The 22319-nt window shown below is 73.1% G+C and carries 25 protein-coding genes; 18 read left to right on the top strand and 7 right to left on the bottom strand.

Features of this window, described 5'->3' with window-relative positions:
* Window positions 1–43 precede the first annotated feature (43 nt).
* Window positions 44–1534, top strand: coding sequence for a hypothetical protein (locus EMA09_RS04260; RefSeq protein WP_346655804.1), 1491 nt, complete (start codon window positions 44–46; stop codon window positions 1532–1534).
* A 45-nt stretch (window positions 1535–1579) separates the two neighbouring features.
* Here EMA09_RS04260 and EMA09_RS04255 read toward each other — a convergent pair whose 3' ends face one another.
* From EMA09_RS04255 to EMA09_RS04240, 5 genes are all read right to left on the bottom strand, one after another.
* Window positions 1580–1792, bottom strand: a complete 213-nt coding sequence (locus EMA09_RS04255; RefSeq protein WP_129839027.1) for a DUF397 domain-containing protein — start codon at window positions 1790–1792, stop codon at window positions 1580–1582.
* A gap of 2 nt (window positions 1793–1794) precedes the next feature.
* Window positions 1795–2025 (bottom strand): DUF397 domain-containing protein, encoded by a 231-nt coding sequence (locus EMA09_RS04250; protein WP_129839026.1) that lies wholly within the window; start codon window positions 2023–2025, stop codon window positions 1795–1797.
* A complete protein-coding gene (locus tag EMA09_RS29250; protein ID WP_276324155.1) occupies window positions 2022–2156 on the bottom strand; it encodes a hypothetical protein in 135 nt (44 codons plus the stop codon). The genes EMA09_RS04250 and EMA09_RS29250 overlap by 4 nt, the downstream gene beginning before the upstream one ends.
* Window positions 2157–2249: 93 nt before the next feature.
* On the bottom strand, window positions 2250–2462 hold the full coding sequence (locus tag EMA09_RS04245) for a DUF397 domain-containing protein (protein WP_129839024.1): 213 nt from the start codon (window positions 2460–2462) through the stop codon (window positions 2250–2252).
* Window positions 2459–3322: a helix-turn-helix transcriptional regulator gene (locus tag EMA09_RS04240; protein WP_129839022.1), complete on the bottom strand. Its 864-nt coding sequence runs from the start codon at window positions 3320–3322 to the stop codon at window positions 2459–2461. Before EMA09_RS04240 ends, EMA09_RS04245 begins: the two co-directional genes overlap by 4 nt.
* Before the next feature lie 197 nt (window positions 3323–3519).
* Here EMA09_RS04240 and EMA09_RS04235 point away from each other — a divergent pair, with 197 nt between their 5' ends.
* The 5 genes from EMA09_RS04235 to EMA09_RS04215 all read left to right on the top strand — a co-directional run bounded on the left by EMA09_RS04235 (window position 3520) and on the right by EMA09_RS04215 (window position 5585).
* Window positions 3520–3726 (top strand): hypothetical protein, encoded by a 207-nt coding sequence (locus EMA09_RS04235; protein WP_129839020.1) that lies wholly within the window; start codon window positions 3520–3522, stop codon window positions 3724–3726.
* The gene (locus EMA09_RS04230) at window positions 3723–4145 is read left to right on the top strand and encodes an ATP-binding protein (RefSeq protein WP_240796222.1); all 423 of its coding nucleotides are present in this window, start codon (window positions 3723–3725) and stop codon (window positions 4143–4145) included. Before EMA09_RS04235 ends, EMA09_RS04230 begins: the two co-directional genes overlap by 4 nt.
* A gap of 96 nt (window positions 4146–4241) precedes the next feature.
* Window positions 4242–4607 (top strand): hypothetical protein, encoded by a 366-nt coding sequence (locus EMA09_RS04225; RefSeq protein ID WP_129839018.1) that lies wholly within the window; start codon window positions 4242–4244, stop codon window positions 4605–4607.
* The gene (locus EMA09_RS04220) at window positions 4604–4888 is read left to right on the top strand and encodes a hypothetical protein (RefSeq protein ID WP_129839016.1); all 285 of its coding nucleotides are present in this window, start codon (window positions 4604–4606) and stop codon (window positions 4886–4888) included. Before EMA09_RS04225 ends, EMA09_RS04220 begins: the two co-directional genes overlap by 4 nt.
* Window positions 4889–4925: 37 nt before the next feature.
* Complete coding sequence (locus EMA09_RS04215; RefSeq protein ID WP_129839014.1) at window positions 4926–5585, top strand: 1,4-alpha-glucan branching protein; 660 nt, start codon at window positions 4926–4928, stop codon at window positions 5583–5585.
* A 15-nt stretch (window positions 5586–5600) separates the two neighbouring features.
* On the opposite strand, the gene EMA09_RS04210 is transcribed toward EMA09_RS04215, so the two are convergent.
* Window positions 5601–6551 carry an AsnC family transcriptional regulator gene (locus EMA09_RS04210; RefSeq protein ID WP_129839012.1) on the bottom strand — a complete coding sequence of 317 codons (951 nt, stop codon included), beginning with the start codon at window positions 6549–6551 and terminating at the stop codon, window positions 5601–5603.
* Window positions 6552–6636: 85 nt separating this feature from the next.
* Here EMA09_RS04210 and EMA09_RS04205 point away from each other — a divergent pair, with 85 nt between their 5' ends.
* The 10 genes from EMA09_RS04205 (at window position 6637) to EMA09_RS04155 (ending at window position 19031) form a co-directional block, all read left to right on the top strand.
* Entirely contained in the window at window positions 6637–7530 is an 894-nt protein-coding gene (locus EMA09_RS04205; RefSeq protein ID WP_129839010.1) for a VOC family protein, read from the top strand.
* Between the two features lie 608 nt (window positions 7531–8138).
* Window positions 8139–8855: a GntR family transcriptional regulator gene (locus tag EMA09_RS04195; protein WP_129843820.1), complete on the top strand. Its 717-nt coding sequence runs from the start codon at window positions 8139–8141 to the stop codon at window positions 8853–8855.
* On the top strand, window positions 8852–9763 hold the full coding sequence (locus EMA09_RS04190) for a dihydrodipicolinate synthase family protein (protein WP_129839008.1): 912 nt from the start codon (window positions 8852–8854) through the stop codon (window positions 9761–9763). The genes EMA09_RS04195 and EMA09_RS04190 overlap by 4 nt, the downstream gene beginning before the upstream one ends.
* Window positions 9760–11481: an L-arabinonate dehydratase gene (araD, locus tag EMA09_RS04185; protein WP_240796221.1), complete on the top strand. Its 1722-nt coding sequence runs from the start codon at window positions 9760–9762 to the stop codon at window positions 11479–11481. The genes EMA09_RS04190 and araD overlap by 4 nt, the downstream gene beginning before the upstream one ends.
* Before the next feature lie 376 nt (window positions 11482–11857).
* The gene (locus tag EMA09_RS04180) at window positions 11858–12787 is read left to right on the top strand and encodes a sugar ABC transporter permease (RefSeq protein ID WP_129839004.1); all 930 of its coding nucleotides are present in this window, start codon (window positions 11858–11860) and stop codon (window positions 12785–12787) included.
* On the top strand, window positions 12784–13710 hold the full coding sequence (locus tag EMA09_RS04175; protein ID WP_129839002.1) for a carbohydrate ABC transporter permease: 927 nt from the start codon (window positions 12784–12786) through the stop codon (window positions 13708–13710). Before EMA09_RS04180 ends, EMA09_RS04175 begins: the two co-directional genes overlap by 4 nt.
* Complete coding sequence (locus EMA09_RS04170) at window positions 13707–14852, top strand: Gfo/Idh/MocA family oxidoreductase (protein WP_129839000.1); 1146 nt, start codon at window positions 13707–13709, stop codon at window positions 14850–14852. The genes EMA09_RS04175 and EMA09_RS04170 overlap by 4 nt, the downstream gene beginning before the upstream one ends.
* Window positions 14853–15022: 170 nt before the next feature.
* Window positions 15023–16306: a sugar ABC transporter substrate-binding protein gene (locus tag EMA09_RS04165; protein WP_240796622.1), complete on the top strand. Its 1284-nt coding sequence runs from the start codon at window positions 15023–15025 to the stop codon at window positions 16304–16306.
* A 58-nt stretch (window positions 16307–16364) separates the two neighbouring features.
* A complete protein-coding gene (locus tag EMA09_RS04160; RefSeq protein ID WP_129838996.1) occupies window positions 16365–17705 on the top strand; it encodes a pectate lyase in 1341 nt (446 codons plus the stop codon).
* Window positions 17706–17858: 153 nt separating this feature from the next.
* Window positions 17859–19031 (top strand): serine hydrolase domain-containing protein, encoded by a 1173-nt coding sequence (locus tag EMA09_RS04155; RefSeq protein ID WP_129838994.1) that lies wholly within the window; start codon window positions 17859–17861, stop codon window positions 19029–19031.
* Window positions 19032–19077: 46 nt separating this feature from the next.
* On the opposite strand, the gene EMA09_RS04150 is transcribed toward EMA09_RS04155, so the two are convergent.
* Entirely contained in the window at window positions 19078–19902 is an 825-nt protein-coding gene (locus EMA09_RS04150) for an NAD(P)-dependent oxidoreductase (protein ID WP_129838992.1), read from the bottom strand.
* Window positions 19903–20063: 161 nt separating this feature from the next.
* Between EMA09_RS04150 and EMA09_RS04145 the strand changes: the two genes are divergently transcribed.
* Window positions 20064–21008 carry a 5-dehydro-4-deoxyglucarate dehydratase gene (locus tag EMA09_RS04145; protein WP_129838990.1) on the top strand — a complete coding sequence of 315 codons (945 nt, stop codon included), beginning with the start codon at window positions 20064–20066 and terminating at the stop codon, window positions 21006–21008.
* Between the two features lie 5 nt (window positions 21009–21013).
* Entirely contained in the window at window positions 21014–22252 is a 1239-nt protein-coding gene (locus EMA09_RS04140; RefSeq protein ID WP_129838988.1) for a hypothetical protein, read from the top strand.
* Window positions 22253–22319: the final 67 nt, after the last annotated feature.

The raw sequence follows: 22319 nt of genomic DNA, 5'->3' as shown, positions 1-22319 counted from the left end.
AGGCTGGAGCTTCGTCCTGGACCATGTGATGAGGAGTGCGATCGTGAACCCCGGAGATGCGCGGCCCGCCATGCCGCCCGTACGGCTGCCCTCCGACGAGGAACTGGCCCGGGACGCCCTGGCGTCCCCGCTGATGTCCCGCGCGATCGAGCTGGCCCGCTGGGCCGCCGCCGGTGTGCCGGTCGACGCGGACGGCGACCTGGCCGACGACCGCCTGGCGTCGGCCGCGGCGGCGCTCGGCCTCGACGGCGGTGACGAGGGCCTCGGTCTCGCCGCCGACGCCTGGCACTTCGCCGTCGACACCGGCCTCGTCCGCGTCGAGGAGGACGACGACGGCGACGACGGGGCCGGCACGGCCACGACCGGTCCCGAGCTGGAACTGGTCACCGGGGGCGACCCGGCCGATGTGCTGGACGTCTGGACGGAGGGCTTCGAGGCGGTCCTCGGCGACGCGGCCACACCCACCCTGGAGGAACTGGTCGGCGGCATGCCCGACCTGGCGGACGCCATCACCGAGGACGGCGGCATCGATCCGTCGGCCATCGACCTGGACGCGCTGGAGTGGGACCCGGACGAGGAGGCCGAGTTCCTCGACGGGGCGCTCGCCAGCCTGTACATGCTGGCCGGCATGGACGAGGCGGGCCAGGGCGCGTCGATGATCCCGCTCCCGATGGTCGCCGCCGCCGCGCTGCTGCCCGAGGACAGCGAGGAGCTCGCGGACGAGGACGTGAACGAGGTGATGGCGGCCGTCCTGAAGCTGGACGACCAGTTCGCCGCCCTGACGGGCACCGGGCTGCTCGACCACCGGCCGGTGGACGAGACGGTCCTGACGGACGAGGAGGCCGGCTCCCCGGACGGGGACGACGACCTGAGCCGTTACGGCGCCGTCCGCCTCACGCCCCTCGGCCTGTACGCGATCCGCCGCCGCCTGACCGACGCCGGGGTGTCGGCGCCCGCCGTCGGCGACCTGGCCGGCGCGGACGCGGCGGCGCTGCTGTCGGCGCTGCCGCTGTGGTCGGGGCGCGTGGCCCGCGAGGAGGGCGAACGGTGGCTCGCCGGCCGGGACGCCGGCGAGGCCGCCACCGCGCTGCTGGCCGCCGCACGCGGCGACGACGCGGGCGGGCCGCCCCGCCGCCTCGGCTGCCAGCTCATGCTGTCGCTGCTGGGCGACGGCGCGGAGAAGGCGGTCCGTTCCGTGCTGGACGATCCGCAGCTCGGCGGGCTGGCCCGCGTGTGGCTGGCCGACCGCGACGCCACGGACGTGCCGGAGCCGCCGGCGGAGATGATGTTCTGGCTGACGATCGACAGCATCGCCGCCCACCTGGCCACCTCGGACCGGGAGGACGACGAGGAGGAGCTGCGGAAGCTGGTGTCGGCGCTCGTGCGGGAGGACGAGGAGTTCTTCGACCGCGTCTGGGCGACGGGTCACCCGGCGACGGCGGACGTGCTGGACGCCGTGGGCCGCGTGCACACGGACCGGACGATCGCGAAACAGGCCCGCCGCGCGGCTTTCAAGGCACGCTCCCTCGGCTGACCACCCACTGCCGCCCGGCCCACCGGCCGGGCGGCAACACGCTCGTCAGTGACCGGTCTTCGCGCCCGTCGCGAGGGCGAGGAACGCCGACCACTGCGGCACGCCAAAGGCGAGCACACGCCCACCCGGCCGCTTGGAATCACGCACGGCGAGACCGAAGCCGTCACCGCCACCGCTGTCGGCAACCTCGACACAGTCGCCGTTGGTGCTGCTGTATGTGCTCTTGCGCCAGAGCCCGGTACCGTCTCGGGGGTCCATGGTCATTCCTCTCGGGGAAGCAACTCGGCCTGGCCGTCCTGGACGCCGCCGACGAACGCCTTGTAGTCGTCCAGCGACAGCACGAGGACCTTCGCATCCGGGTGCCCGACGTCCTTGGAGTCCCGCAGGGCCACGACCTCGCCGACGAAAGCCACCTCCAAGCAGTTGTCGCCGCCATTGCTGCGGTGACTCTTGGACCAGACGGCCTGCGAGAGATCCACCTTCTCGATCATCGGTTGTGCTCCTCGACCACATCGCGGATGAGTTGGAGCCGCACTATCTCGCCGAGCGCTTTGGTGTGGGAAAGGACGAACTCACTCGGCGCCGTCGATTCATCATCGGCCAGGGACGTGCTGGTTGTCACCGGCTTGACCGCAATGACGGCCGCGGACGGTGCGGTTGATCCGGACGTCTGTCCTGTGCCGCCCGGCTCACCGGCCGGGCGGCAACATGCTTGTCAGCGGCCGGGCTTGGTGGTCGTCGCGAGAGCGAGGAACGCCGACCACTGCGGCGCGGCAAAGGCGAGCACACGCCCGCCCGGCCGCTTGGAATCACGCACGGCGAGACCGAAGCCGTCACCGCCGCCGCTGTCGGCGACCTCGACACAGTCGCCGTTGGCGCTGCTGTACGTGCTCTTGCGCCATGGTCCGACGCTGTCCCGGGCTGTCATCGTGTGTCCTTCCAGTACTTCTGCATTTCTTCGGCCACCCCCTGCATTCGGACGAGAGAGTCGGCGGGGTTGTCGGCGGCTGCCCGGAGATGGTCGAAGGCCGAGTTGTATCCCTGACGTTCACCGGCGCGATCCATGTAGAGCGTCCCGGTCATGTTCTCCACGCAGACGATGTCCGGATCGCGAGGGAGGGAGAAGCAGACGAACGGCCCGGTCAGTCCCGCGTGAGCACCGGCCGAATACGGCAACACTTGGATGACGATGTGCTGGGAGGCGGTCAGCTTCTCCAGGTGACGGATCTGTTCGACCATCACATCGGCTCCGCCCACTGTTTGCCGCAGGGCCGCTTCGCCGAGGATCGCCCACAACCGAGGTGGCTGGTCACGCCCGAGGATGGTCTGCCGCTCAAAGCGGATCCGCACGAGCTTGTCGACGTCGGCGGGCGGCATGATCGCGGGATTGGCTCTGATCGCTGCCCGCATGTACCTCTCGGTCTGCAGTAGGCCGGGGATCAGGATGGGCTGGAAGGTCCGAATATCCGTCGCATCGGCTTCCAGGGCGATGTAGTCCGTGTACTCGCGAGGCAGGGAGTCGGCGTAGGTCTGCCACCATCCGCGCTTCCTGGCGTCGCGGGCGGACTCGATGAACCGGGTGCGGCGTGCATCGTCGTCAACCCCGTACAGGTGCAGCAACGCTTTGAGGTCGTTCTGCGAGACGCGGACCTCGCCCGCCTCTATGCGGCTCAGCTTGGGGCGCGAGAACTCCATCTGCTTGGCTACAGCTTCCGCGCTGAGACCGGTGTCTTCGCGGAGTTGTCGCAGCTCAGCCCCGAGTCTGCGGCTGCGGAATGTGCTGGCCATGCGCCCCTCTCCCATCCATCGCGTCCAGTCTGCCCCACGGGGGGACGTCGGATCTACCGGCCTGCTTTTCTGCACATGTGCATGGTGTGCCCTTGCGGGCGTGATGAGTGCAGGTCTACCTTGTTCCCGTTCGTCGCGTCGAGTGGCGAGCGATCAACAGTGCGTGTAGCGCGCCGAGTTCGTCGGAGGGCTGAGCCATGTACGGGGTCACTCCGGGGCTGCGCATCCCTCTGCGGCGAGCGGACGACTTCTCGTTCCTGCTGTTCTTCGGTGAACAGCAGGAACGACCGGAACTCGTGACGGCCGCCCAGCTCTTGACGCTCCTGTCGGAGGCCGCGCAGGAGATGGGGCTGTCGCTGTGCGCGCCGCCGCAACGAGACATGGAAGGCGGGTCCCTGCCGTGACAACCGAGGTCGAGAGCGTGACGGCGCCCGTCCATGTGTACGCCTGGGACATACTCGCCTTTCCCCGCCGGATCGAGACCTGGCGTCGGACGGTTGCGCTCGTGCTGCGGGACTGGGGTGCGGGGGCCGACGCGGTCGAGGTGGCGCGGCTCGGTGTCTCGGAACTGCTCGCCAACGTGGCGCGGCATGCCGGTGATCCGTGCTGTCGGCCGCGGGTGGTGCGGCGTGACGGTCAGGTCGGGGTCGGCGTGCGGGACCGGTCGCCGGTTCTGCCCGTCGTGTCGGAGCCGGACTGGGAATCGGACTGTCGGCGCGGCCTGTGGCTGCTGCGGGAGATGGCCCTGGACTTCGGGTGCACCCCGGCCGCGCGGGGCGGGAAGACCGTCTGGTTCGCCGTGGGCCTCGGTGCCGGGCGCTGAGGTGCGGTCTGTCGTGACGGTCGGGTGCGTGGTCGCGGCGCTGCTGCTGGTCGGTGCGTGGGTGCTGGGCCTCGCCGCGGTGGAGGGGGACGAGACGTGAGCGGGACGTGGCTGATCGGCGCGTGCTGGTTCTACTGCGGACGTTCGACGCTGGTGATGGAGATCGGCTCGGTGACGACGGGGCTGCCCGTACGTCATGCGCCGCTCTACGCCTGTGGCGACTGCCTGGACGTGCTGGAACGGTCGGTCGAGGACTACGCCCGGGCCGTCGCGTGCCTGCCGGTTGATGAGGACGGCATGGAGGTGCCGCTGTACGTGGCCCCGGAGGCGGGTCGGCCGGAGCGGCTGCGGTACCGGGCCGATGGCGGCTGCCGCCGCCCGCGTACGGGGCTCGGCCGGCAGTGGTGGCCGCTGATCACCGGTGTCGCCCCGGAGTCGCCGTCACCGGGAGCCGGCTCATGACCCGGCCGGCAGCGATGCGCGGTGCCGCCGTACTGGCGGTGGGCATCGCCATCGGCCTCGCCGCCCGCCCGTCGCGGGCCACGGTGCGGCGGGTCCTCGGCGTCGCGGACCGGTCCTGGTGGTGGTTCTCCCGCGAACTGTGGATCGCACTGGAGCAGGAGGCGGACGCGGGACCGGAGAAGGTGGACGACACCGCGCTCGGCCTGGCCGTCCTCACCGCCCTCGACCGCGCCGCCGCGCTCAGGGAGGAGAACGGCGACCGGGTGGCGGGGGAGTGGTAGGAAGGCTCGTCGCCGTCGTTCGCCAGGAGGTTCCCGCATGGCCGTCATCCACCACACCGTCCTCAAGCCGACCAAGCTCGAACTGCTCACCGCCTGGCTTCCGTCCAGGGCGTGGTACTCCGGCGGTGCGGAGGGGCCGGGGCTTGTCCGGGCCGGTGGGTTCCGGCTGGATGATCCGGAGGGTGAGGTGGGCATCGAGTTCATCGTGGTCACCGACACCTCCGGCGACCGGCCGGCCACCCACCTCGTGCCGTTGACCTACCGTGGCGCCCCGCTCGACGGTGCGGAGCACGCGCTCGTCGGGACCATGGAGCACGGGGTGCTCGGGCAACGCTGGGTGTACGACGGGTGTCATGACCCGGTGCTCGCGGCCCAGTTGCTTGCCCTGATCCAGGGAACTGCCGAGGCCCAGGCGCAGAGCGTCAGCGACACACCCGACCGGGACGTCGCCCGCTCGTACACGGGCGACGGCGCCGTGCGTACGGACGTCGGCGGGAGCGTGACCGACGATCGGGAGGGCACAGACATCCGCCTCGCGGGCGGCGCGACTCTGCGGGTGCGGCGGGTCCTGCGGCCCGCCCCGGCGGAGGAGCTTCCGCAGGGGGCGGTCGGCCACGTGACCACCGCCTGGGACGCGCCGGACGGAACGCGCGTCCGAGGACTGTGCGCCGTCCTGTACGACGGCCCCCGGGCCTGAGCCCGGCCCCGCCGTTCAGGCGGCCGGTGCCACCCGTTTCGTGTAGGAGGCGACCAGCGCCGTCTCCATGCGGTCCACGCCGTCGAGCGAGCCGACGCGGTCGGTGAGGTACGTGTGCAGGGCGGCGGCGTCGCGGCAGATCACGATGACCATCAGGTTCTGGTGGCCCGTCGTGGTGCCGGCGAACGCCGCCTCCGCGTCGGCGGCCAGCGCGCGGGTGACGGCGGTCAGCCGGGCCGGCCGGACGGTCAGCCAGACGAGGCACTGCACCGCGAAGCCGAACAGCGCAGGCTCGACCTCGACGTCCAGCCGCAGCGCGCCGGACCCGCGCAGTTCGTCCACCCGGCGGCGGACGGCGGATTCCGACCAGTCGGTGCGGCGCGCGAGGGCCGGGTAGCCGGCCCGGCCGTCCTCGGCGAGCACGGGGAGCAGGCGGCGGTCGAGATCCGTCAGCCGCACCGGCCCGGTGGCCGTCGTGGCGGGGGGCCGCAGCGCGGCGATCTGGTCCTCGGTGAGCGCGGAGGTCCGCCCGCTCCAGCGGCGTTCCATCACGGGGCGCAGCAGCCGTTGCGCGTCGACGTGCGTGACGTGCGGAAGGCGCCCCAGCGTGCCGAGAGGGGCGGGGCCGTCCCCGGCGACGCGGAACAGGCAGACGATCTCCGTGCCGCTCGACGCGACGGTCACCCAGGCGGTGTCCGGCCGCCCGGCCAGGGCACGGGCCAGCGCGGCGGTGCCGGACGGGAGGACCCGCAGCCGTACCAGCCATTCCGCGTGCCCCACGCGGTGGCTGTCGGTCACGCCGGCGACGCGGGCGATGCCCCTGCCGCGGAGCCGGTTGAACCGGCGGGCCACCGTGCGGTCGGCGACCCCGAGGACGTCCGCGATCCGGCTGAACGCCGCGCGCCCGTCGAGCTGCAGGGCGTGCAGGAGCCGCAGATCGAGATCGTCCAGCGTGACCGAATCCACCGCGTCAGTGTAGGACGGTGTCGGAAAGCGGCGGCAGCGGCGCACGCCGGGCTCCGGCGCGCGCGGCCGGTGAAGCATCGGCGGCATGACGAACGACATCACCGGCATCCACCACACCGGCATCCTGACCCGCGACCTCGACGGCCTCGAACGCGCCTATCTCTCCCTCGGGTTCACGCTCAGCCCCAGGTCACGGCACCTGCTCGCCGCGCGGCCGGGGGAGGCCCCGGTGCCCGGCTGCACCGCCAACCGCTGCGCGCTGTTCGGCGGCTCGTACATCGAACTGCTCGGCATCGTGGACGAGTCGGCTCCCGATCCCTGGCACACCAGGGCCATGGCCGACGCGTACGAGGGCTTCCGGCTGCTCAACCTCGACACCCGCGACGCCGGGGCGACCGACCGCCGGCTGACGGACGCCGGGCTGCGCACCACGGGCGTGCTGGATCTCGAACGCGACGTCGCTACGGAGGAGGGGCCGCGCACGGTCCGGGCGCGTGCCGTCCACATCGACCCGCGCTCGACCCCGGAGGGCTACCTCGGGATCGCCCAGCACCTCACCCGCCGGTACGTGCACCAGCCGCGCCACCTCCGGCACGCGAACGGCGCGCACGGCCTCGGCGACGTGCTGATCGTGGCCGACGACCCGGAGTTCGGCGCGATCACGGACCGGTACGCCGGCATCCTGCGGTCCGCTCCCCGGCGGGAGGGCGCCGTCACGGTGCTCGACGCGACGGCTGCGCGGCTGCGGTTCGTCCGCGCCTCGGACCGGGAGGAGGTGCTGCCGGGCGAGCCGGCCCCCGCCGCCTCCTACCTCGCCGCGATGACCGTGCTGGTGGACGACGCCGAACGCGCCCGGGGCATCGCCGAGGGCAACGGCGTCCCGACGCGGCCGGCGGGCGACGGGTTCTTCGTCTCCGCGCGGTACGCGTACGGCGCCGGGCTGTTCTTCACGCCGGCCCCGCGTCCCGGCGCGGCCTGAGACGGACGGCAGGACACACCATGTGGACCACACTCATGCTCCTCGCAGGCCCGGCGCTGGGCTTCCGGCTGCTCGGTGCCCTGGGCGTCGGACGGTTCGCGACCTGGCGGGTGGCCGCCGCGCACGGCCTGGCCGTGATGCTCGTGTTCACCGCCGCCGCGCACTTCACCCCGCCGGACGTGACGCTGCTGCCCAGCCACGACGACCTGACGGCCATGGTCCCGCCGTTCGTCCCGTTCCCCGACGCGATGGTCCACGTGACCGGCGTCCTCGAACTCGCCGGCGCCGCCGCGCTCGTCGTGCCCGCGACGCGGCGGGCGGCGGGCATCGGACTGGCGGTGCTCTTCCTGCTGATGCTTCCCGCCAACATCCACGCGGCCCTGGAGGACATCCCCCTGAACGGGGAACCCGCCACACCGCTGTGGTTCCGGCTGCCCGAGCAGGCGCTCTTCATCGCCGTCGCGCTGTGGGCGGCGTCGGCCGACTCCCCGGGGAGCCCCGCCGCGTTCCCGGGGACCGGGCCAGTTCTGTCACAACCGTTGACGCCACCCGTCGTTCGGCCTACCGTCATGCGCGCCGCAGGTCATATACGAGATATGAGATGCCGTATGCGAGAGTCCGTCCCACCCCCCGGCGCAGCCGTGCCGGCGCCCATCCCGTCGCGGACGAAAGTCGTCCTCGACCACCTCACCCACGCCATCCTCACCGGGGGCCTGGCGCCGGGGTCGCCGCTGGTCGAGACGGAACTCGCGGCGCGTTTCGGCGTCTCCAAGACCCCGGTCCGCGAGGCGCTGAAGACCCTCGCGGGCCGCGGCCTCGTGGTGATGAGCGAGTACCGCGGCGCGGCGGTGCGGACGGTGGACGCGGCGATGGCGCGGTCGGTGTACGACGTGCGGCTCCTGCTGGAACCCGAGGCGCTGCGCCGCACCGTCGCCTCCCGCGCCGACCTCGCCGAGGCGCACGCGGCGCTGCGGCGCGCCGACACGGCCGACGACGCCGCCGAACGGTCCCTCGCCAACCGCGACTTCCACCGCGCCCTCTACCTGCCCTGCGGCAACCCGCTGCTCGCCGGCATGCTGGACGACCTCCGCGACCAGGCGGCGCTGGTGTCGTCCGTGGCGTGGCAGTCGCGCCCCACGTGGGACCGCGAGGCGGCCGAGCACCGCGCAATCCTCGCCAGCGCCGAGGCCGACGACGCCGAGGGCGCCGCCGCGCTCCTGCGCGACCACATCGAGGGCTTCGTACGCCGCGCGTTCCCCACCGACCCCGGGGACGGGTCCGCGCCCGGGGAGGCACGCGCCGAACTGCAGGGAGATCCCGCGTGAACGACTTCGCCCCCCAGCGCGCCGCGCTCGCCGACGTCGTGGCCATCACCGTCACACCGTTCGACGAGCGGGACCGCATCGACCGCGACGCGTACCGCGCCCTGGTCGCCCGCCTCGTGAACGGCGGCGTGCGCACCCTGACCCCGAACGGCAACACCAGCGAGTTCTACGCGCTCACCCCCGAGGAGCGCGCCGAGGAACTCGCCCTCACGCTGGAGGTCACGGCCGGCACGGACACGCAGGTCGTCGTCGGCGTCGGCCACGACGTGCCCACCGCCGTCGCCGCCGCCCGCGCGGCCCGTGACGGCGGCGCGCAGATGGTGATGGTGCACCAGCCGGTCCACCCCTACGTCTCCGCCGACGGCTGGTACGCCTACCACCGGGCCATCGCGGACGCCGTGCCGGACCTCGGCGTCGTCCCCTACCTGCGCAATCCGCTCATCGACGGCGCGACGCTCGCCCGCCTCGGCGCGGACTGCCCGAACGTCATCGGCGTCAAGTACGCCGTCCCCGACCCCGTCCGGTTCGCGACGGTCGCTGCCGGGGCTGGCGGTGACCGCTTCGTCTGGGTCGCGGGCCTCGCCGAGCTGTACGCTCCCGCGTACTTCGCGTGCGGCGCGACGGGCTTCACGTCGGGACTGGTCGGCATCGCCCCCGAGCTGTCCCTCGCCATGCTGACCGCCCTGCGCGCCGCCGACTACCCGGCCGCCATGGAGGTCTGGGAACGCATCCGTCCCTTCGAGGAGCTGCGGGCCGAGAACGGCGCCGCGAACAACGTGACCGTCGTCAAGGAGGCACTGGCCCACCTCGGCCTGTGCCGGCGCGACATCCGGCCGCCGAGCAGCGTCCTCCCCGAGGAGCAGCGCGCCGCCGTCGCCGCGATCGTGGAGGGGTGGGGTGTCCGGTGAGGCCCGAGGACCTGCGCAGTCACCAGTGGTACGGGACGGACGGACTCCGCTCGTTCAGCCACCGCGCCCGCACCCGCCAGCTCGGCTACCTGCCCGAGGAGCACCTCGGGAAGCCCGTCATCGCGATCCTGAACACCTGGTCCGACATCAACCCCTGCCACCAGCACCTCCGCGAGCGCGCCGAGGCCGTGAAGCGGGGCGTGTGGCAGGCCGGCGGCTTCCCCCTCGAATTCCCCGTCGCCACCCTGTCGGAGACGTTCCAGAAGCCGACGCCCATGCTCTACCGGAACCTCCTGTCGATGGAGACGGAGGAGCTGCTGCGCTCCTACCCGGTGGACGGCGCGGTGCTGATGGGCGGCTGCGACAAGACGACGCCGGCGCTGCTGATGGGCGCGGCCAGCGCCGACCTGCCCGCCGTCTTCGTGCCCGCGGGGCCGATGCTGCGCGGCCACTGGCGGAACGAGACGCTCGGCTCGGGCACCGACATGTGGAAGTACTGGGACGAGAAGCGCGCCGGCCGCATCGGCGACCGCGAACTCGCCGAACTGGAGTGCGGCCTCGCCCGGTCCGCCGGCACCTGCATGACGATGGGCACCGCCTCCACCATGACGTCGGCCGCCGAGGCCCTGGGCGTGACGGTGCCGGGCGCCGCCGCCATCCCGGCCGTCGATTCGGCGCACTCCCGGATGGCCGCGGCCGCCGGGCTGCGCGCCGTCGAGCTGGTCCGCGAGGACGCCCGCCTCTCCCGCTTCCTCACCCGTGAGGCGTACGAGGACGCCATCACGACGGTGCTGGCGCTCGGCGGCTCCACCAACGCCGTCATCCACCTCATCGCGATGGCAGGCCGCTCCCGAATCCCCCTCAGCCTGGACGACTTCGACCGCATCGCGCGCCGCGTGCCCGTGCTGGCGGACGTGCGGCCCGGCGGGCGGTTCCTCATGGAGGACTTCTACTACGCCGGCGGCCTGCCCGGTCTCCTCGCCCGCCTCGGTGACGCGGGGCTGCTCCACCTCGACCGGCCCACGATCGCCCACGCAACCCTGCGCGAGCAGCTCGACGGCGCGCGCGTGCACGACGACGAGGTGATCCGCCCGCTGGACAACCCGGTCGCGGAGCAGGGCGGCCTGGCCGTCCTGCGCGGCAACCTGGCCCCCGACGGCGCGGTCATCAAGCACATCTCCGCCGAGCCGCACCTGCTGAAGCACACCGGCCCCGCCGTCGTGTTCGACGACTACCGCACCATGCAGGCCACCGTGAACGACCCCGCGCTCGGCATCACGCCCGACAGCGTGCTGGTCCTGCGCGGCTCGGGACCGCTTGGCGGCCCCGGCATGCCCGAGTACGGCATGCTGCCGATCCCCGACCACCTCCTCAAGCAGGGCGTCACCGACATGGTGCGGCTGTCCGACGCGCGGATGAGCGGCACGAGTTACGGCGCGTGCGTCCTGCACATCGCGCCCGAGTCGCACGTCGGCGGCCCGCTCGCGCTCATCGAGACGGGCGACCTCGTCACCCTCGACGTGGCGGCCCGCACGCTGCGGCTCGAGGTGGACGACGTGGAGCTCGAACGCCGCCGCGCCGCTTGGACACCACCGCCGCCGCGCTACGGGCGGGGCTTCGGCGCCCTGTACCAGGACCACATCACCCAGGCCGACACCGGCTGCGACTTCGCGTTCCTCTCCCGCGACGGGGAGGTGCCCGAGCCCTACGCGGGCTGACCCCTGACGACGACACCCCGCACCACCGCACCGCCCGACACGATCCGGCGCCGGGCGCCTCACGGACGACGAGGCGCCCGGGCCGCGCACCACCCACCTCACGCACCACGGCACCACGGCACCACGGCACCACCGGACACACGTGCCTTCCCGCACCGTCCGCGCACCACGGCACCACCGGACATCTCCTGCGTCTCCCGCACTGTCCGCGCACCCACTGCACAGCCGCACCACTCAACGCACTGCTGCACAGCCGTAAGACCGCACCGCCGTACCACCCGCACCACGACGACCGCCCCCGCGCGCGCCCGTACGCCGCCGCGCGGGTGCCGGCCGTACCCGTCAGTCCGTCCGCCCGCTAGAACGGAGAGCCGTCATGGCCGACGCCGTGCAAGCCCGGACCCGGCCGCCGCGGCGCCGACGTGCCGGAAGCACCCCGCGCTCCCTGCCGTATCTGCTGCTCGCACCCGCCGGGCTGCTGATGCTGGGTTTCATCGTCTACCCGGCCCTCAGCGTCCTCTACTACAGCCTGCGCAACCACAACCCCACGAAACCGTGGCGGAACGGGTTCGCCGGCCTCGACAACTTCCGGAAGATCCTCACCGACGACCCGTTCTTCTGGGACACGCTCGCGTTCAGCGCGCGCTGGGTCCTCGTCGAGGTGTCGCTCCAGCTCGTGTTCGGTCTCGCCCTGGCCCTGGTGATCAACCAGACGTTCATCGGCCGCGGTCTCGCCCGCGCCCTCGTCTTCTCGCCCTGGGCCGTCTCCGGCGTCCTGACGAGCACGATCTGGCTGCTGATCTTCAATCCCTCGACCGGCATCAACCGCTACCTGGCCGACGCGGGGATCGGTGAGTACGGGACCTCCGTCCTCGCCGACACGGGGACTGCGTTCTGGGGCGCCGTCATCTCCGAACTGTGGCGCGGTGTCCCCTTCTTCGCGATCCTGATCCTGGCCGACCTCCAGTCCGTCAGCAAGGACCTGTACGAGGCGGCGTCCGTGGACGGCGCGAGCCGCGTACGGCAGTTCTGGCACATCACCCTGCCGCACCTGCGCGACGCCATCGTCCTGTCCACGCTGCTGCGCGGCGTGTGGGAGTTCAACAACGTCGACCTCCTCTACACCCTCACCAACGGCGGCCCCGCCGGCTCCACGACGACCCTGCCGCTGTACGTCGCCCAGACCGGCATCGACGGCAACGACTTCGGTTACGCGGCGGCCCTGACCACGGTGGCGTTCGTGATCCTCCTGTTCTGTTCCATCCTCTACCTGCGCCTGAGCAAGTTCGGAGGCGACGACAAATGACCGCCACCAGCGCCGCGAGCGCGGCGGGCGCCCGCGCCGAACGGAACCTCCCCCGCGCCGCGACCCCGCCCGTGCCCCCCGCGACGACCCCGCGCCGCGGCCGCCGGCGCTCCCACGACCAGCCGCCGCGCTGGCAGATCTGGACACCGCTGGCGATCTACCTGGTCTTCACGCTCGTCCCGTTCTACTGGATGCTGCTGTTCGCCCTGCGCGAGCCGGGCTCCACGCGGCTGATCCCCTGGCCGATCACGGGCGAGCACTTCGAGAAGGTCTGGACGGAACGCAGCTTCGACACCTTCTTCATCAACAGCGCCTACGTCGGCATCGCCACCATGATCCTGACGATGTTCGTGGCCCTGTCCGGCGGATACGCGCTCGCGCGCTTCCGGTTCCGGCTGAAGATGCCGTTCATGCTGGCGCTGCTCGCCTCGCAGTTCATCCCGGGCGCGCTGATGCTCGTGCCGCTCTTCCAGGTGTTCCGCGAGCTGGGGCTCCTCAACTCGCTGTGGAGCGTCATCCTCGCCGAGACCGTGTTCCAGCTCCCGCTGTCGATGATCCTGATCAGCGGCTTCATCCGGAACGTGCCGCCGTCCCTGGAGGAGGCGGCCTGGGTGGACGGCTGCTCGCGGATGCGGGCGTTCCTCACCATCGTGCTGCCGCTGCTGCGGCCCGGCCTGGTGGCGGTGGGGTCGTTCGCCTTCGTCCACAGCTGGAACCACTTCCTGTTCGCGCTGATGTTCCTGTCGTCGCAGGACAAGCAGACGATCCCGGTCGGCCTCAACACGCTCATCGGCGCCGACAGCGTCGACCTCGGCGCCCTCGCCGCGGGCGGTGTCGTGGCGGCCGTGCCGGTGGTCCTGGTCTTCGCGTTCATCCAGCGCTGGCTCATCACCGGCTTCAGCGCGGGGGCGGTGAAGGGATGACGCGCGCCCCGCTGCCCGTCGTGCTCGCCGGGGCGCGCGGCCACGGCCGCTGGCACCTGGCGAACCTGCGCCGCCTCACCGCCGAGGGGCTCGTCCGGCTGGTCGGCGTGTGCGACCTCGCCCCGCTCACCGGCGCGGAACTGGACGGCCTCGGCACGCCCGAGCAGTCCGACGACCTGGACGCGCTGCTGGCGCGCACCGGGGCCGAGGCGGCCGTCGTCTGCACGCCGATCCACACGCACGCCGAACTCGGCCTGACGGCGGCGGCGCGGGGCGTCCACCTGCTGCTTGAGAAGCCGCCGACCCCGTCGCTCACCGAGTTCGGGCGGCTGTCGCAGGGGGTGGCGGCGGCCGGGGTGGCGTGCCAGGTCGGGTTCCAGTCCCTCGGCTCGGACGCCGTCGCCGCCGTCCGCCGCACGATCGCCGACGGGGTGATCGGGGCGGTGCGGGGGATCGGCGCGGCCGGGGCGTGGGTGCGGGAGGAGTCGTACTGGCGGCGCGCCAGGTGGGGCGGCCTGCGCACCCTGGACGGGCGGGACGTCGTGGACGGCGTCCTCACCAACCCCCTGGCGCACGCGGTCGCGACGGCGCTGCGGATCGACGGCGCGGACCGCGCGGACGACGTCACCGGCATCGACCTGGAGCTGTACCGGGTCAACGACATCGACGCCGACGACACCTCCTGCGCCCGCATCCGCACGGCCGGCGGCGGGCGGATCGTCACGGCCGTGACGCTCGCCGCCGAGAAGCCCGGCGAGCCGTACGTGGTCGTCCACGGCGAGGAGGGCCGTGTCACCTTCTGGTACAAGGCCGACCTCGTCGTGCTCGAACGGCACGGCCGGCCGCCCGAGACGACCCGGTACGGCCGCACCGACCTGCTGGCCAACCTGGTCGCCCACCTGCGGGACGGCACACCCCTGATCGTCCCGCTGGAGCGCACCGGCGCGTTCACCCGGCTCGTCGAGGCGGTCCGCACCGCGCCCGATCCGGTGCGGCTGCCGCCCGGCGCCTGGCATACCGAGCCGGGCGAGACCGGCCCGCGCCGTGTCGTCCCCGGCATCGACGACCTGACCGCCGCCGGGGCACGCGACCTGGCGCTCTACTCGGAACTCGGCGTCCCCTGGGCCGTCGCACCCCGCTGATCCCGCGTTCCGGCCGCACGGCACGACATCACGACGTCACGTCCACCACCCACCAGCCGGAAGCCCGGCATGGAACCCAGCAACGGAGCTGCACCATGAGAAAGCCACGCACAGCCAGACGCCTCTCCCGTCCCACGGCCCGCACCACGGCGCTGCTGACGGCCGGCCTGATGCTCGCGGCGGGCGCCACCGCCTGCGGCGAGGACGGCGGCGGCTCGGGCGCCGAGGGCGACGGCACCGGCAAGATCGTCTTCTGGGACAACAACGGCGGCGTCCGCACCGAGGTGTGGGAGCAGATCATCGACGCCTTCGAGGAGGAGAACCCCGACATCGAGGTCGAGTACGTCCCCGTCCCGATCGCGGACGTGCAGTCGAAGTACGACGCGGCGATCCAGGGCGGCGACGGCCTGCCCGACGTGGGCGGCGTCCAGACCTCGTACCTGGCGAACCTCGTGGCGCAGGGCGCGCTTGAGCCGCTGGACGACCGTCTCGCGGAGAGCCCGCTCGGGGAGGAACTGCTGCCGGCGATGCTGGAGAGCGTCCGGGCCACGGCGGGCGGCGAGGAGGAGGAGACGTTCTCCGTCCCGACCTCGGCGAACCAGGGCGTGCTGTGGTACCGCACCGACCTGTTCGACGCGGCCGGTCTCGACGCGCCCACCACGTTCGACGCCTTCTACGCCGCCGCCGAGGCGCTGACCGACCGCGACAACAACCGGTTCGGCTACACGATCCGCGGCGGTGAGGGCTCGATCGCGCAGGCCCTCGACATGATGTACGCGCAGTCCGGCATCGAGTCGTTCTGGGACGGCGACACGACGACCGTCAACGACCCGGCCAACGTCGATGCCCTGGAGCGCTACGTCGGCGTGTACAACACGGTGACGCCCGAGGCCGACCTGAACAACGACTTCACCAACATGGTCGCCACCTTCACGGGCGGCGAGGTCGGCATGATGCAGCACAACCTGGGCTCCTACCCCGACCACGTCGCCGCGTTCGGCGCCGACGCGGTGGCCGGCCTGCCGATGCCCGCGCGGGAGGAGGGCGGCCCGCACACGTTCGTCTCCAACCCGGTGGACGGCCTCGGCCTGTTCCGCTCCAGCGACAACAAGGACGCGGCCTGGAAGTTCATCGAGTTCGCCGCGTCGGCGGAGATGAACAGCCTGTGGAACGAGAGCGCGGGCCAGATCCCCGCCAACACCGGGGCGCTGGACGACCCGTGGATCGCCGAGGCTCCGCCGACCCAGGCGGCGGTCGAGGCCCTGAGCGACGAGAACACCACCATCGTCCAGCTCCCGTACTACCTGCCGGACTGGAACAACATCAGCAAGGCCGACAGCGAGCGCAGCTTCCAGCAGCTCCTGCTCGGTGAGATCACCGCCCAGGAGTTCGCCGACGGCCTCGCCGAGCTGCTGAACGAGGCCCAGGCGGAGTGGGTGGAGCAGTTCGGCTGACCGGTACCGGCAGCGGCGTCGGCACCGTTCCTGCACGCACACATCCCAGGGAGACGTGATGCACCTCGGACGACTGGCCCTGGCGGGCTGCGCGACCGCGCTCGCCACCGTGGCCCTGCTGCCCCCGCCCGCGACGGCCGCCGGCACCGCCCACGGTGCCGGCGCCGGCCGGGGCTCGGGGAGTGACCCGGCACGCGCCGTCCTGCCCGCCCGCGACGGCTGGGGCGCGGCGGAGGGCGGTGTCACCGGCGGCTCGGAGGCACGCCGCGGGCACGACATCACCGTCAGCACGCGGGCCGAACTGGCCGACGCGCTGGCGCGTACGGGCGACGAGCCGACGATCATCCGGATCGACGGCACGATCGACGCCAACACCGACGACGCGGGCAACCCGCTCGGCTGCGATGACTACGCCACCGACGGCTACAGCCTGGACGCGTACCTCGCCGCCTACGATCCGGCGACGTGGGGCCGGGACGACCCGTCGGGGCCGCTGGAGGAGGCCCGTGCCGCGTCGGCCGCGCTCCAGAAGGAACGCGTGGTCCTGCCGGTCGGCTCCAACACGACGATCATCGGCGCGGACGACGACGCCCGCCTGCTGGGCGCGACGCTGGACGTGCGCGGCGCGGACAACGTCATCGTGCGGAACCTGACGTTCGAGGACTCCTTCGACTGCTTCCCGCAGTGGGACCCGACGGACGGCGAGTTCGGCGAGTGGAACTCCGAGTACGACAGCCTCGTCCTGTACGGCTCGACGCACGTGTGGGTGGACCACAACACGTTCACGGACGGCCGCCGCCCCGACGCGGAGCAGCCCCGGTACTTCGGCCGGCTGTTCCAGCAGCACGACGGGCAGCTCGACATCGTGCGCGGCGCCGACCTCGTCACGGCGAGCTGGAACGTCTTCACCGAGCACGACAAGACGATCCTGATCGGCAACAGCGACGGCGCGTCGGCCGACGACCGGGGGCGGCTGCGGGCCACGTTCCACCACAACCTGTTCCACAACGTGACGGAGCGCGCGCCGCGTGTCCGCTACGGCCAGGTGGACGTGTACAGCAACCACTTCCGCCAGGACGAGGGCGCCGCGTACGGCTACAGCTTCGGCATCGGCATCGAGTCGGCGCTGGTCGCCGAGTACAACGCCTTCACGCTGCCGGACGGGCTCGGCGCGGCGGACACCGTCCACCGCTGGACGCCCGGTACCTCGATGACCGCGCGCGGAAACTGGGTGAACCACCGCCCGGCCGACCTCGTCGCCGCCCACAACGCGGCGAACCCGGACGCCCCGCTCGGCGACGACGCGGGCTGGCGGCCGGAGCTGCGGCGGCAGGTCACCCACCCCGTGGCCGTGCCGTTCGTCGTCGACCACTGGGCAGGAGCGGGCCGGCTGAGGTAGAACACCAGCAGCCGGGAAAACAAAGCCGACCAAAAGGTCAGCCTGTTCGAACGGTGGGCGATCAAAAACAAGCACAGACGCACACCTGTGGCGGAACGCGCCCGGTCACCGCACCGGGCGCGTTCCGCCGCCGTGCGGGATGGGGAACAGCGCGTGAACGACACGACCGACGCGACCGCCGGGACCGGGGCGGCCGGGGGGACCGCCGTCCACGGCACGGTCGCCCCCGGGTACGAACCGGTGCGCGACGTCTTCGCCGCCGTCCTCGCGGCCGAGGAGGACCACGCGGCGCAGTTCACCGCCCTCGTGGACGGCCGGCCCGTCGCCGACCTGTGGGGCGGACCGGGCATCGGACCCGACTCCCTGGTCGGCGTCTTCTCCTCGACCAAGGGCATCGGCTTCCTCGCCGCCGCCCTGCTGATCCAGGACGGCGCCATCGACCCGGACCGCGCGGTGGCCGCGTACTGGCCCGAGTTCGGCGCCGAGGGGAAGGACGGCGTGACGGTCCGCGACCTGCTGGGCCACCGCGCCGGCGCCATCGGCACGGAGGACGGCTTCTCCGTCGCCGAACTCGCCGACGACCGCGTCATCGCGGAACGCGTCGCCCCGCACGCCCCGTACTGGCGCCCCGGCGCCGCCTTCGGCTACCACTCCGCCACCATCGGCGCCCTGACCGGCGAGCTGGTGCGCCGCGTGTCGGGAGCGCCGCTGAAGGAGTTCTACGAGGAGCGGATACGCCGCCCGTACGCCGTGGACCTGCACCTCGGCCCGTCCGCCGCGGACGAGGCCCGCGTCCTTGATGTCCTGCCGCCCCGCAGGGCCGGCGACCCGGAGCGCGCCGTCGCGCCCGACAGCCTCCTCGGCATCGCGTCCAACTCCCAGCACCCCGAGTCGATGCCGCTGCACGAGGCACCCAACAACCCGCTCTTCCGCGCCGGCGGGCAGGCGTCGTTCGGCGGCGTCGGCTCGGCACGCGGTCTCGCGGGCCTGTACGCCGCCGCGGCGGACCTGCTCACCCCCGCCACGCAGCGGGCCGTCGCCCTCGCGCACTCGGCGGGGCACGACATCGTCCTCGACATGACGCGCGCCTACGGGCTCGGCTTCATGGTCGGGCTGCCGTACCTCGGGGCGGGGGCGTTCGGGCACGACGGGGCGGGCGGCTCGATGGCCCTGCTCGACCCGCGCTCCGGACTCGCGCTCGGCTACGTCCGCCGCCGCTTCCCGGCCGACGACCCCGGCCGCGTGCCCGACGCGGAGCGCCTCGCGCGCGCCGTGCGGGCGTGCCGCCTGGCGCTGACGGGAGCGCGGCTGCCCGCCCAGCGCTGAGCGCCGCGCGTCACGGGCTCCCCGCGGCGGGGAGCCCGCGCGCCGGTCAGTGCGGCCAGATGGGCGGGTCGGTGACGAAGTGGCCGCCGAGCCTGGCCTGCTCGGGGCGCGTGGTGTCCAGCTCGCCCTCGGCCGCGATCAGTTCGGCGGCGAACGGCTCGGAGTCGTCGAGCGGCGTGTAGCCGAGCGCCTTCGCCGACGACAGGTCCCACACGCTGCGGGTGTTGGCCGACGAGCCGTGGACGACGGTGTGGCCCACGTCCGGCGTGCTGAGGGCCGCGTGGAACAGCCGCGCCCCGTCCTGCGGGCTCAGCCAGACGGACAGCATCCGCACGGACGTCGGCTTCGGGAAGCAGGAGCCGATGCGCACGGACACGGTCTCGATGCCGTGCTTGTCCCAGTAGAACTGCGCGAGGTCCTCGCCGAAGCACTTCGAGAGGCCGTAGAACGTGTCGGGCCGGTGCGGCGTGTCGATCGGCACGCGCGGCTCGCCCGGGCCGGGCCAGGGCGTCATGCCGACCGCGTGGTTGCTCGAGGCGAACACGACGCGGCGCACGCCCTCGAGCCGCGCCGCCTCGTAGAGGTGGTAGGTGCCCTCGATGTTGGAGCGCAGGATCTGCTCGAAGCCCGACTCCAGCGATATGCCCGCGAGATGGAGGACGGCGTCGGTGCCGCGCACCGCCTCGCGCAGGGTGTCGATGTCGCCGAGGTCGGCGGTGACGGCGTCCGGTTCGCCGGGGATCGGCCGCATGTCGAGGAGGCGCAGCGCGTAGCCGTACGGGGGGAGCAGGTCGCGCATCAGCGTGCCGACGCCGCCGGCGGCTCCGGTGAGCAGAACGGTGCGGCTCCCTGCGGACTGTGCTGCGGCCATCGAAGTCCCGTCTTCCTCTCGCCGGTTCATATATGAGGACACGCTAAGGGGCGGCTCCCCGCACGTCAACGGCAACTTGACCGGTGAATCGCGCCTGAACTAGCGTGGCCGTTCAGGAATATGGACGCCAGTCATCATGTTGCACGGTGAGGGAGATGGGAATGACCGAAGCCGCGCCCGCCGCCAGCACGCTCGCCGGCCGCCTGGAAGGACTGCTGTTCTTCCCGGTGACCCCCTACGCCCCCGACGGCTCCCTCGACCTCGACGTGTACCGGGCGCACGTGCGCGCCGGTGTGGACGCCGGCGCCGGCGCCGTGTTCACCGCCTGCGGCACCGGTGAGTTCCACGCCCTGGCCCCCGACGAGTTCTCCGCCGTCGTCGCCACCGCCGTCGAGACGGCCGCCGGCGAGGTCCCCGTCGTCGCCGGCACCGGCTACGGCACCGCCCTCGCCGTCGACCTGGCGCGCCGCGCCGAGACCGCGGGCGCCGACGGCCTCCTCGCGCTCCCGCCCTACCTCATCACCGCCGGGCAGGACGGACTGGTGCGCCACTACGCCGAGATAGCCGGCGCCACCTCCCTCGACGTGATCGTCTACCAGCGCGACAACGTCACCTTCACCCCCGACTCCGTCGTCCGCCTCGCCCGCACGCCCGGCATCGTCGGCCTGAAGGACGGCCTGGGCGACCTCGACCTCCTCCAGCGCATCATCTCCGCCGTCCGCACCGAGGCGCCGGACGAGACGTTCCGCTACTTCAACGGCCTGCCCACCGCCGAACTCACCGGCCTCGCCTACCGCGGCATCGGCGTCGACCTCTACTCCTCGGCCGTCTTCTGCTTCGCGCCCGAGATCGCCCTCGCCTTCCACGCCGCGCTCGCCACCGGCGACGGCGCCACCGTCGCCGCGCTCCTCGACGGCTTCTACCGGCCCCTGGTCGAGCTGCGCAACCGGGGTCGCGGCTACGCCGTCTCCCTCGTGAAGGCGGGGGTACGGCTGCGGGGTCTCGACGTCGGCCCCGTCCGCGCCCCCCTCGCCGACCCCGCGCCCGAACACGTCGACATCCTCGCCCGCCTCATCGAGACCGGTCTCGGCCTCGTCAAGAAGTGAGCCCCGTGAACCAGACCCCGCACACGCCGCCGCGCGCCGCCGCCTTCGTCTACCCGTGGGACATCGCGGGCGACCCGGCCGCCGCCGACCGCCTCGCCGCGACCGGCGTCACGCAGGCCACCCTCGCCGCCGCCTACCACTCCACCCGTGCCCTGACGCCCCGCCACCCCGCCCGGCGCATCGTCACGGCGCGCCACTCGGCCGTCTACTACCCCGCCGACCCCGGCCGCTGGGCCGGCCACGCGCTGCGCCCGTACCCCCAGGGCTGGCTGCCCGGCGACGACCCGTACGGCGAGGCCGCCGCCGCCCTGGAGGACGCCGGCCTCGACGTGCACAGCTGGGTGATCCTCGCCCACAACTCGCGCCTCGGCGAGGACCACCCCGGCAGCACCGTCCGCAACGCGTACGGCGACCGCTACGTCTGGGCGCCGTGCGTCGCGCGCCCCGAGGTCCGCGCGTACGCCGCCGCGCTCGCCGCCGAGGCCGCGGTGCGCCCGGGGGCGCGCGGCACCGAGCTGGAGTCCTGCGGCTGGTACGGCCTGGACCACCTGCACGCCCACGACAAGATCGGCGGCGCCGCCCTCGGCCCGGTCGGCGGCTGGCTCATGTCGCTGTGCTTCTGCGACGTGTGCGAGGCGGGCTACGCCGGCCACGGCCTCGACGCCGACGAGCTGCGGGCCGCCGTGGACGCCGCCCTGGCCCCGTACTGGTCGGGGCCGCCCCGCCCCGCGCCGGCGACCAGGGACGACGAGTGGGCGGCCGTGGAGAAGGCGCTCGGCGCCGACCGCGCCGCGGCCGTCGCTGCCTGGCGCGACGGGGCGGCCGACGCGTTCCGGCGGGCCGCCGTCGATGCGGTGCGCGCCGAGGCGGCGCGGCGCGGCGTGCCGGACTTCCGCGTCCTGCTGCACGCCGACCCGGCACCCCACCGCTGCGGCGCCAACGCGGGTACGGACCCGGCCGCCGTCCTCGGACGGGCGGACGGCGTGGTGCTGCCCTGCCCGGGCGGCCCCGGGGGAGCGGCGGGCAGGGCGGCGGTGCTGACCCCGTTCACCGGCCACCGTGACGCGCGGCACACCGTCGCGGCGAACTTCACCGTCGTCACGGGCATGGGCGGCAGCCCCGGCACGCTCGCCGAGGACGCGCGGCACGCCGCCGCCCTCGGCGCGACGGAACTGCGGCTCTACCACGCCGGGCTCGCGACGGACGCCGACCTCGCGGCCGTGACGGCGGCACTGCGCGGCTGACCGTCCGGGACCCGGTATCCGGTCAGCGCGGCGCGGCCAAGCGGAGGGCTCGATTCCGTAACGGTGC

Origin of the sequence: Streptomyces sp. RFCAC02, assembly GCF_004193175.1 — a bacterium.
Lineage (GTDB): Bacteria > Actinomycetota > Actinomycetes > Streptomycetales > Streptomycetaceae > Streptomyces.
Note: the sequence above shows the minus strand (reverse complement) of the source record. Positions and strands in the feature narration are given on the sequence as shown.

Bases quoted from the DNA above. Each gene is read 5' to 3' on its own strand.
- EMA09_RS04255 (WP_129839027.1), bottom strand. From the start codon at position 1,792: ATGGACCCCCGAGACGGTACCGGGCTCTGGCGCAAGAGCACATACAGC.
- EMA09_RS04250 (WP_129839026.1), bottom strand. From the start codon at position 2,025: ATGATCGAGAAGGTGGATCTCTCGCAGGCCGTCTGGTCCAAGAGTCAC.
- EMA09_RS04245 (WP_129839024.1), bottom strand. From the start codon at position 2,462: ATGACAGCCCGGGACAGCGTCGGACCATGGCGCAAGAGCACGTACAGC.
- EMA09_RS04240 (WP_129839022.1), bottom strand. From the start codon at position 3,322: ATGGCCAGCACATTCCGCAGCCGCAGACTCGGGGCTGAGCTGCGACAA.
- EMA09_RS04235 (WP_129839020.1), top strand. From the start codon at position 3,520: ATGTACGGGGTCACTCCGGGGCTGCGCATCCCTCTGCGGCGAGCGGAC.
- EMA09_RS04220 (WP_129839016.1), top strand. From the start codon at position 4,604: ATGACCCGGCCGGCAGCGATGCGCGGTGCCGCCGTACTGGCGGTGGGC.
- EMA09_RS04215 (WP_129839014.1), top strand. From the start codon at position 4,926: ATGGCCGTCATCCACCACACCGTCCTCAAGCCGACCAAGCTCGAACTG.
- EMA09_RS04205 (WP_129839010.1), top strand. From the start codon at position 6,637: ATGACGAACGACATCACCGGCATCCACCACACCGGCATCCTGACCCGC.
- EMA09_RS04195 (WP_129843820.1), top strand. From the start codon at position 8,139: ATGCGAGAGTCCGTCCCACCCCCCGGCGCAGCCGTGCCGGCGCCCATC.
- EMA09_RS04180 (WP_129839004.1), top strand. From the start codon at position 11,858: ATGGCCGACGCCGTGCAAGCCCGGACCCGGCCGCCGCGGCGCCGACGT.
- EMA09_RS04175 (WP_129839002.1), top strand. From the start codon at position 12,784: ATGACCGCCACCAGCGCCGCGAGCGCGGCGGGCGCCCGCGCCGAACGG.
- EMA09_RS04170 (WP_129839000.1), top strand. From the start codon at position 13,707: ATGACGCGCGCCCCGCTGCCCGTCGTGCTCGCCGGGGCGCGCGGCCAC.
- EMA09_RS04165 (WP_240796622.1), top strand. From the start codon at position 15,023: ATGCTCGCGGCGGGCGCCACCGCCTGCGGCGAGGACGGCGGCGGCTCG.
- EMA09_RS04160 (WP_129838996.1), top strand. From the start codon at position 16,365: ATGCACCTCGGACGACTGGCCCTGGCGGGCTGCGCGACCGCGCTCGCC.
- EMA09_RS04150 (WP_129838992.1), bottom strand. From the start codon at position 19,902: ATGGCCGCAGCACAGTCCGCAGGGAGCCGCACCGTTCTGCTCACCGGA.
- EMA09_RS04145 (WP_129838990.1), top strand. From the start codon at position 20,064: ATGACCGAAGCCGCGCCCGCCGCCAGCACGCTCGCCGGCCGCCTGGAA.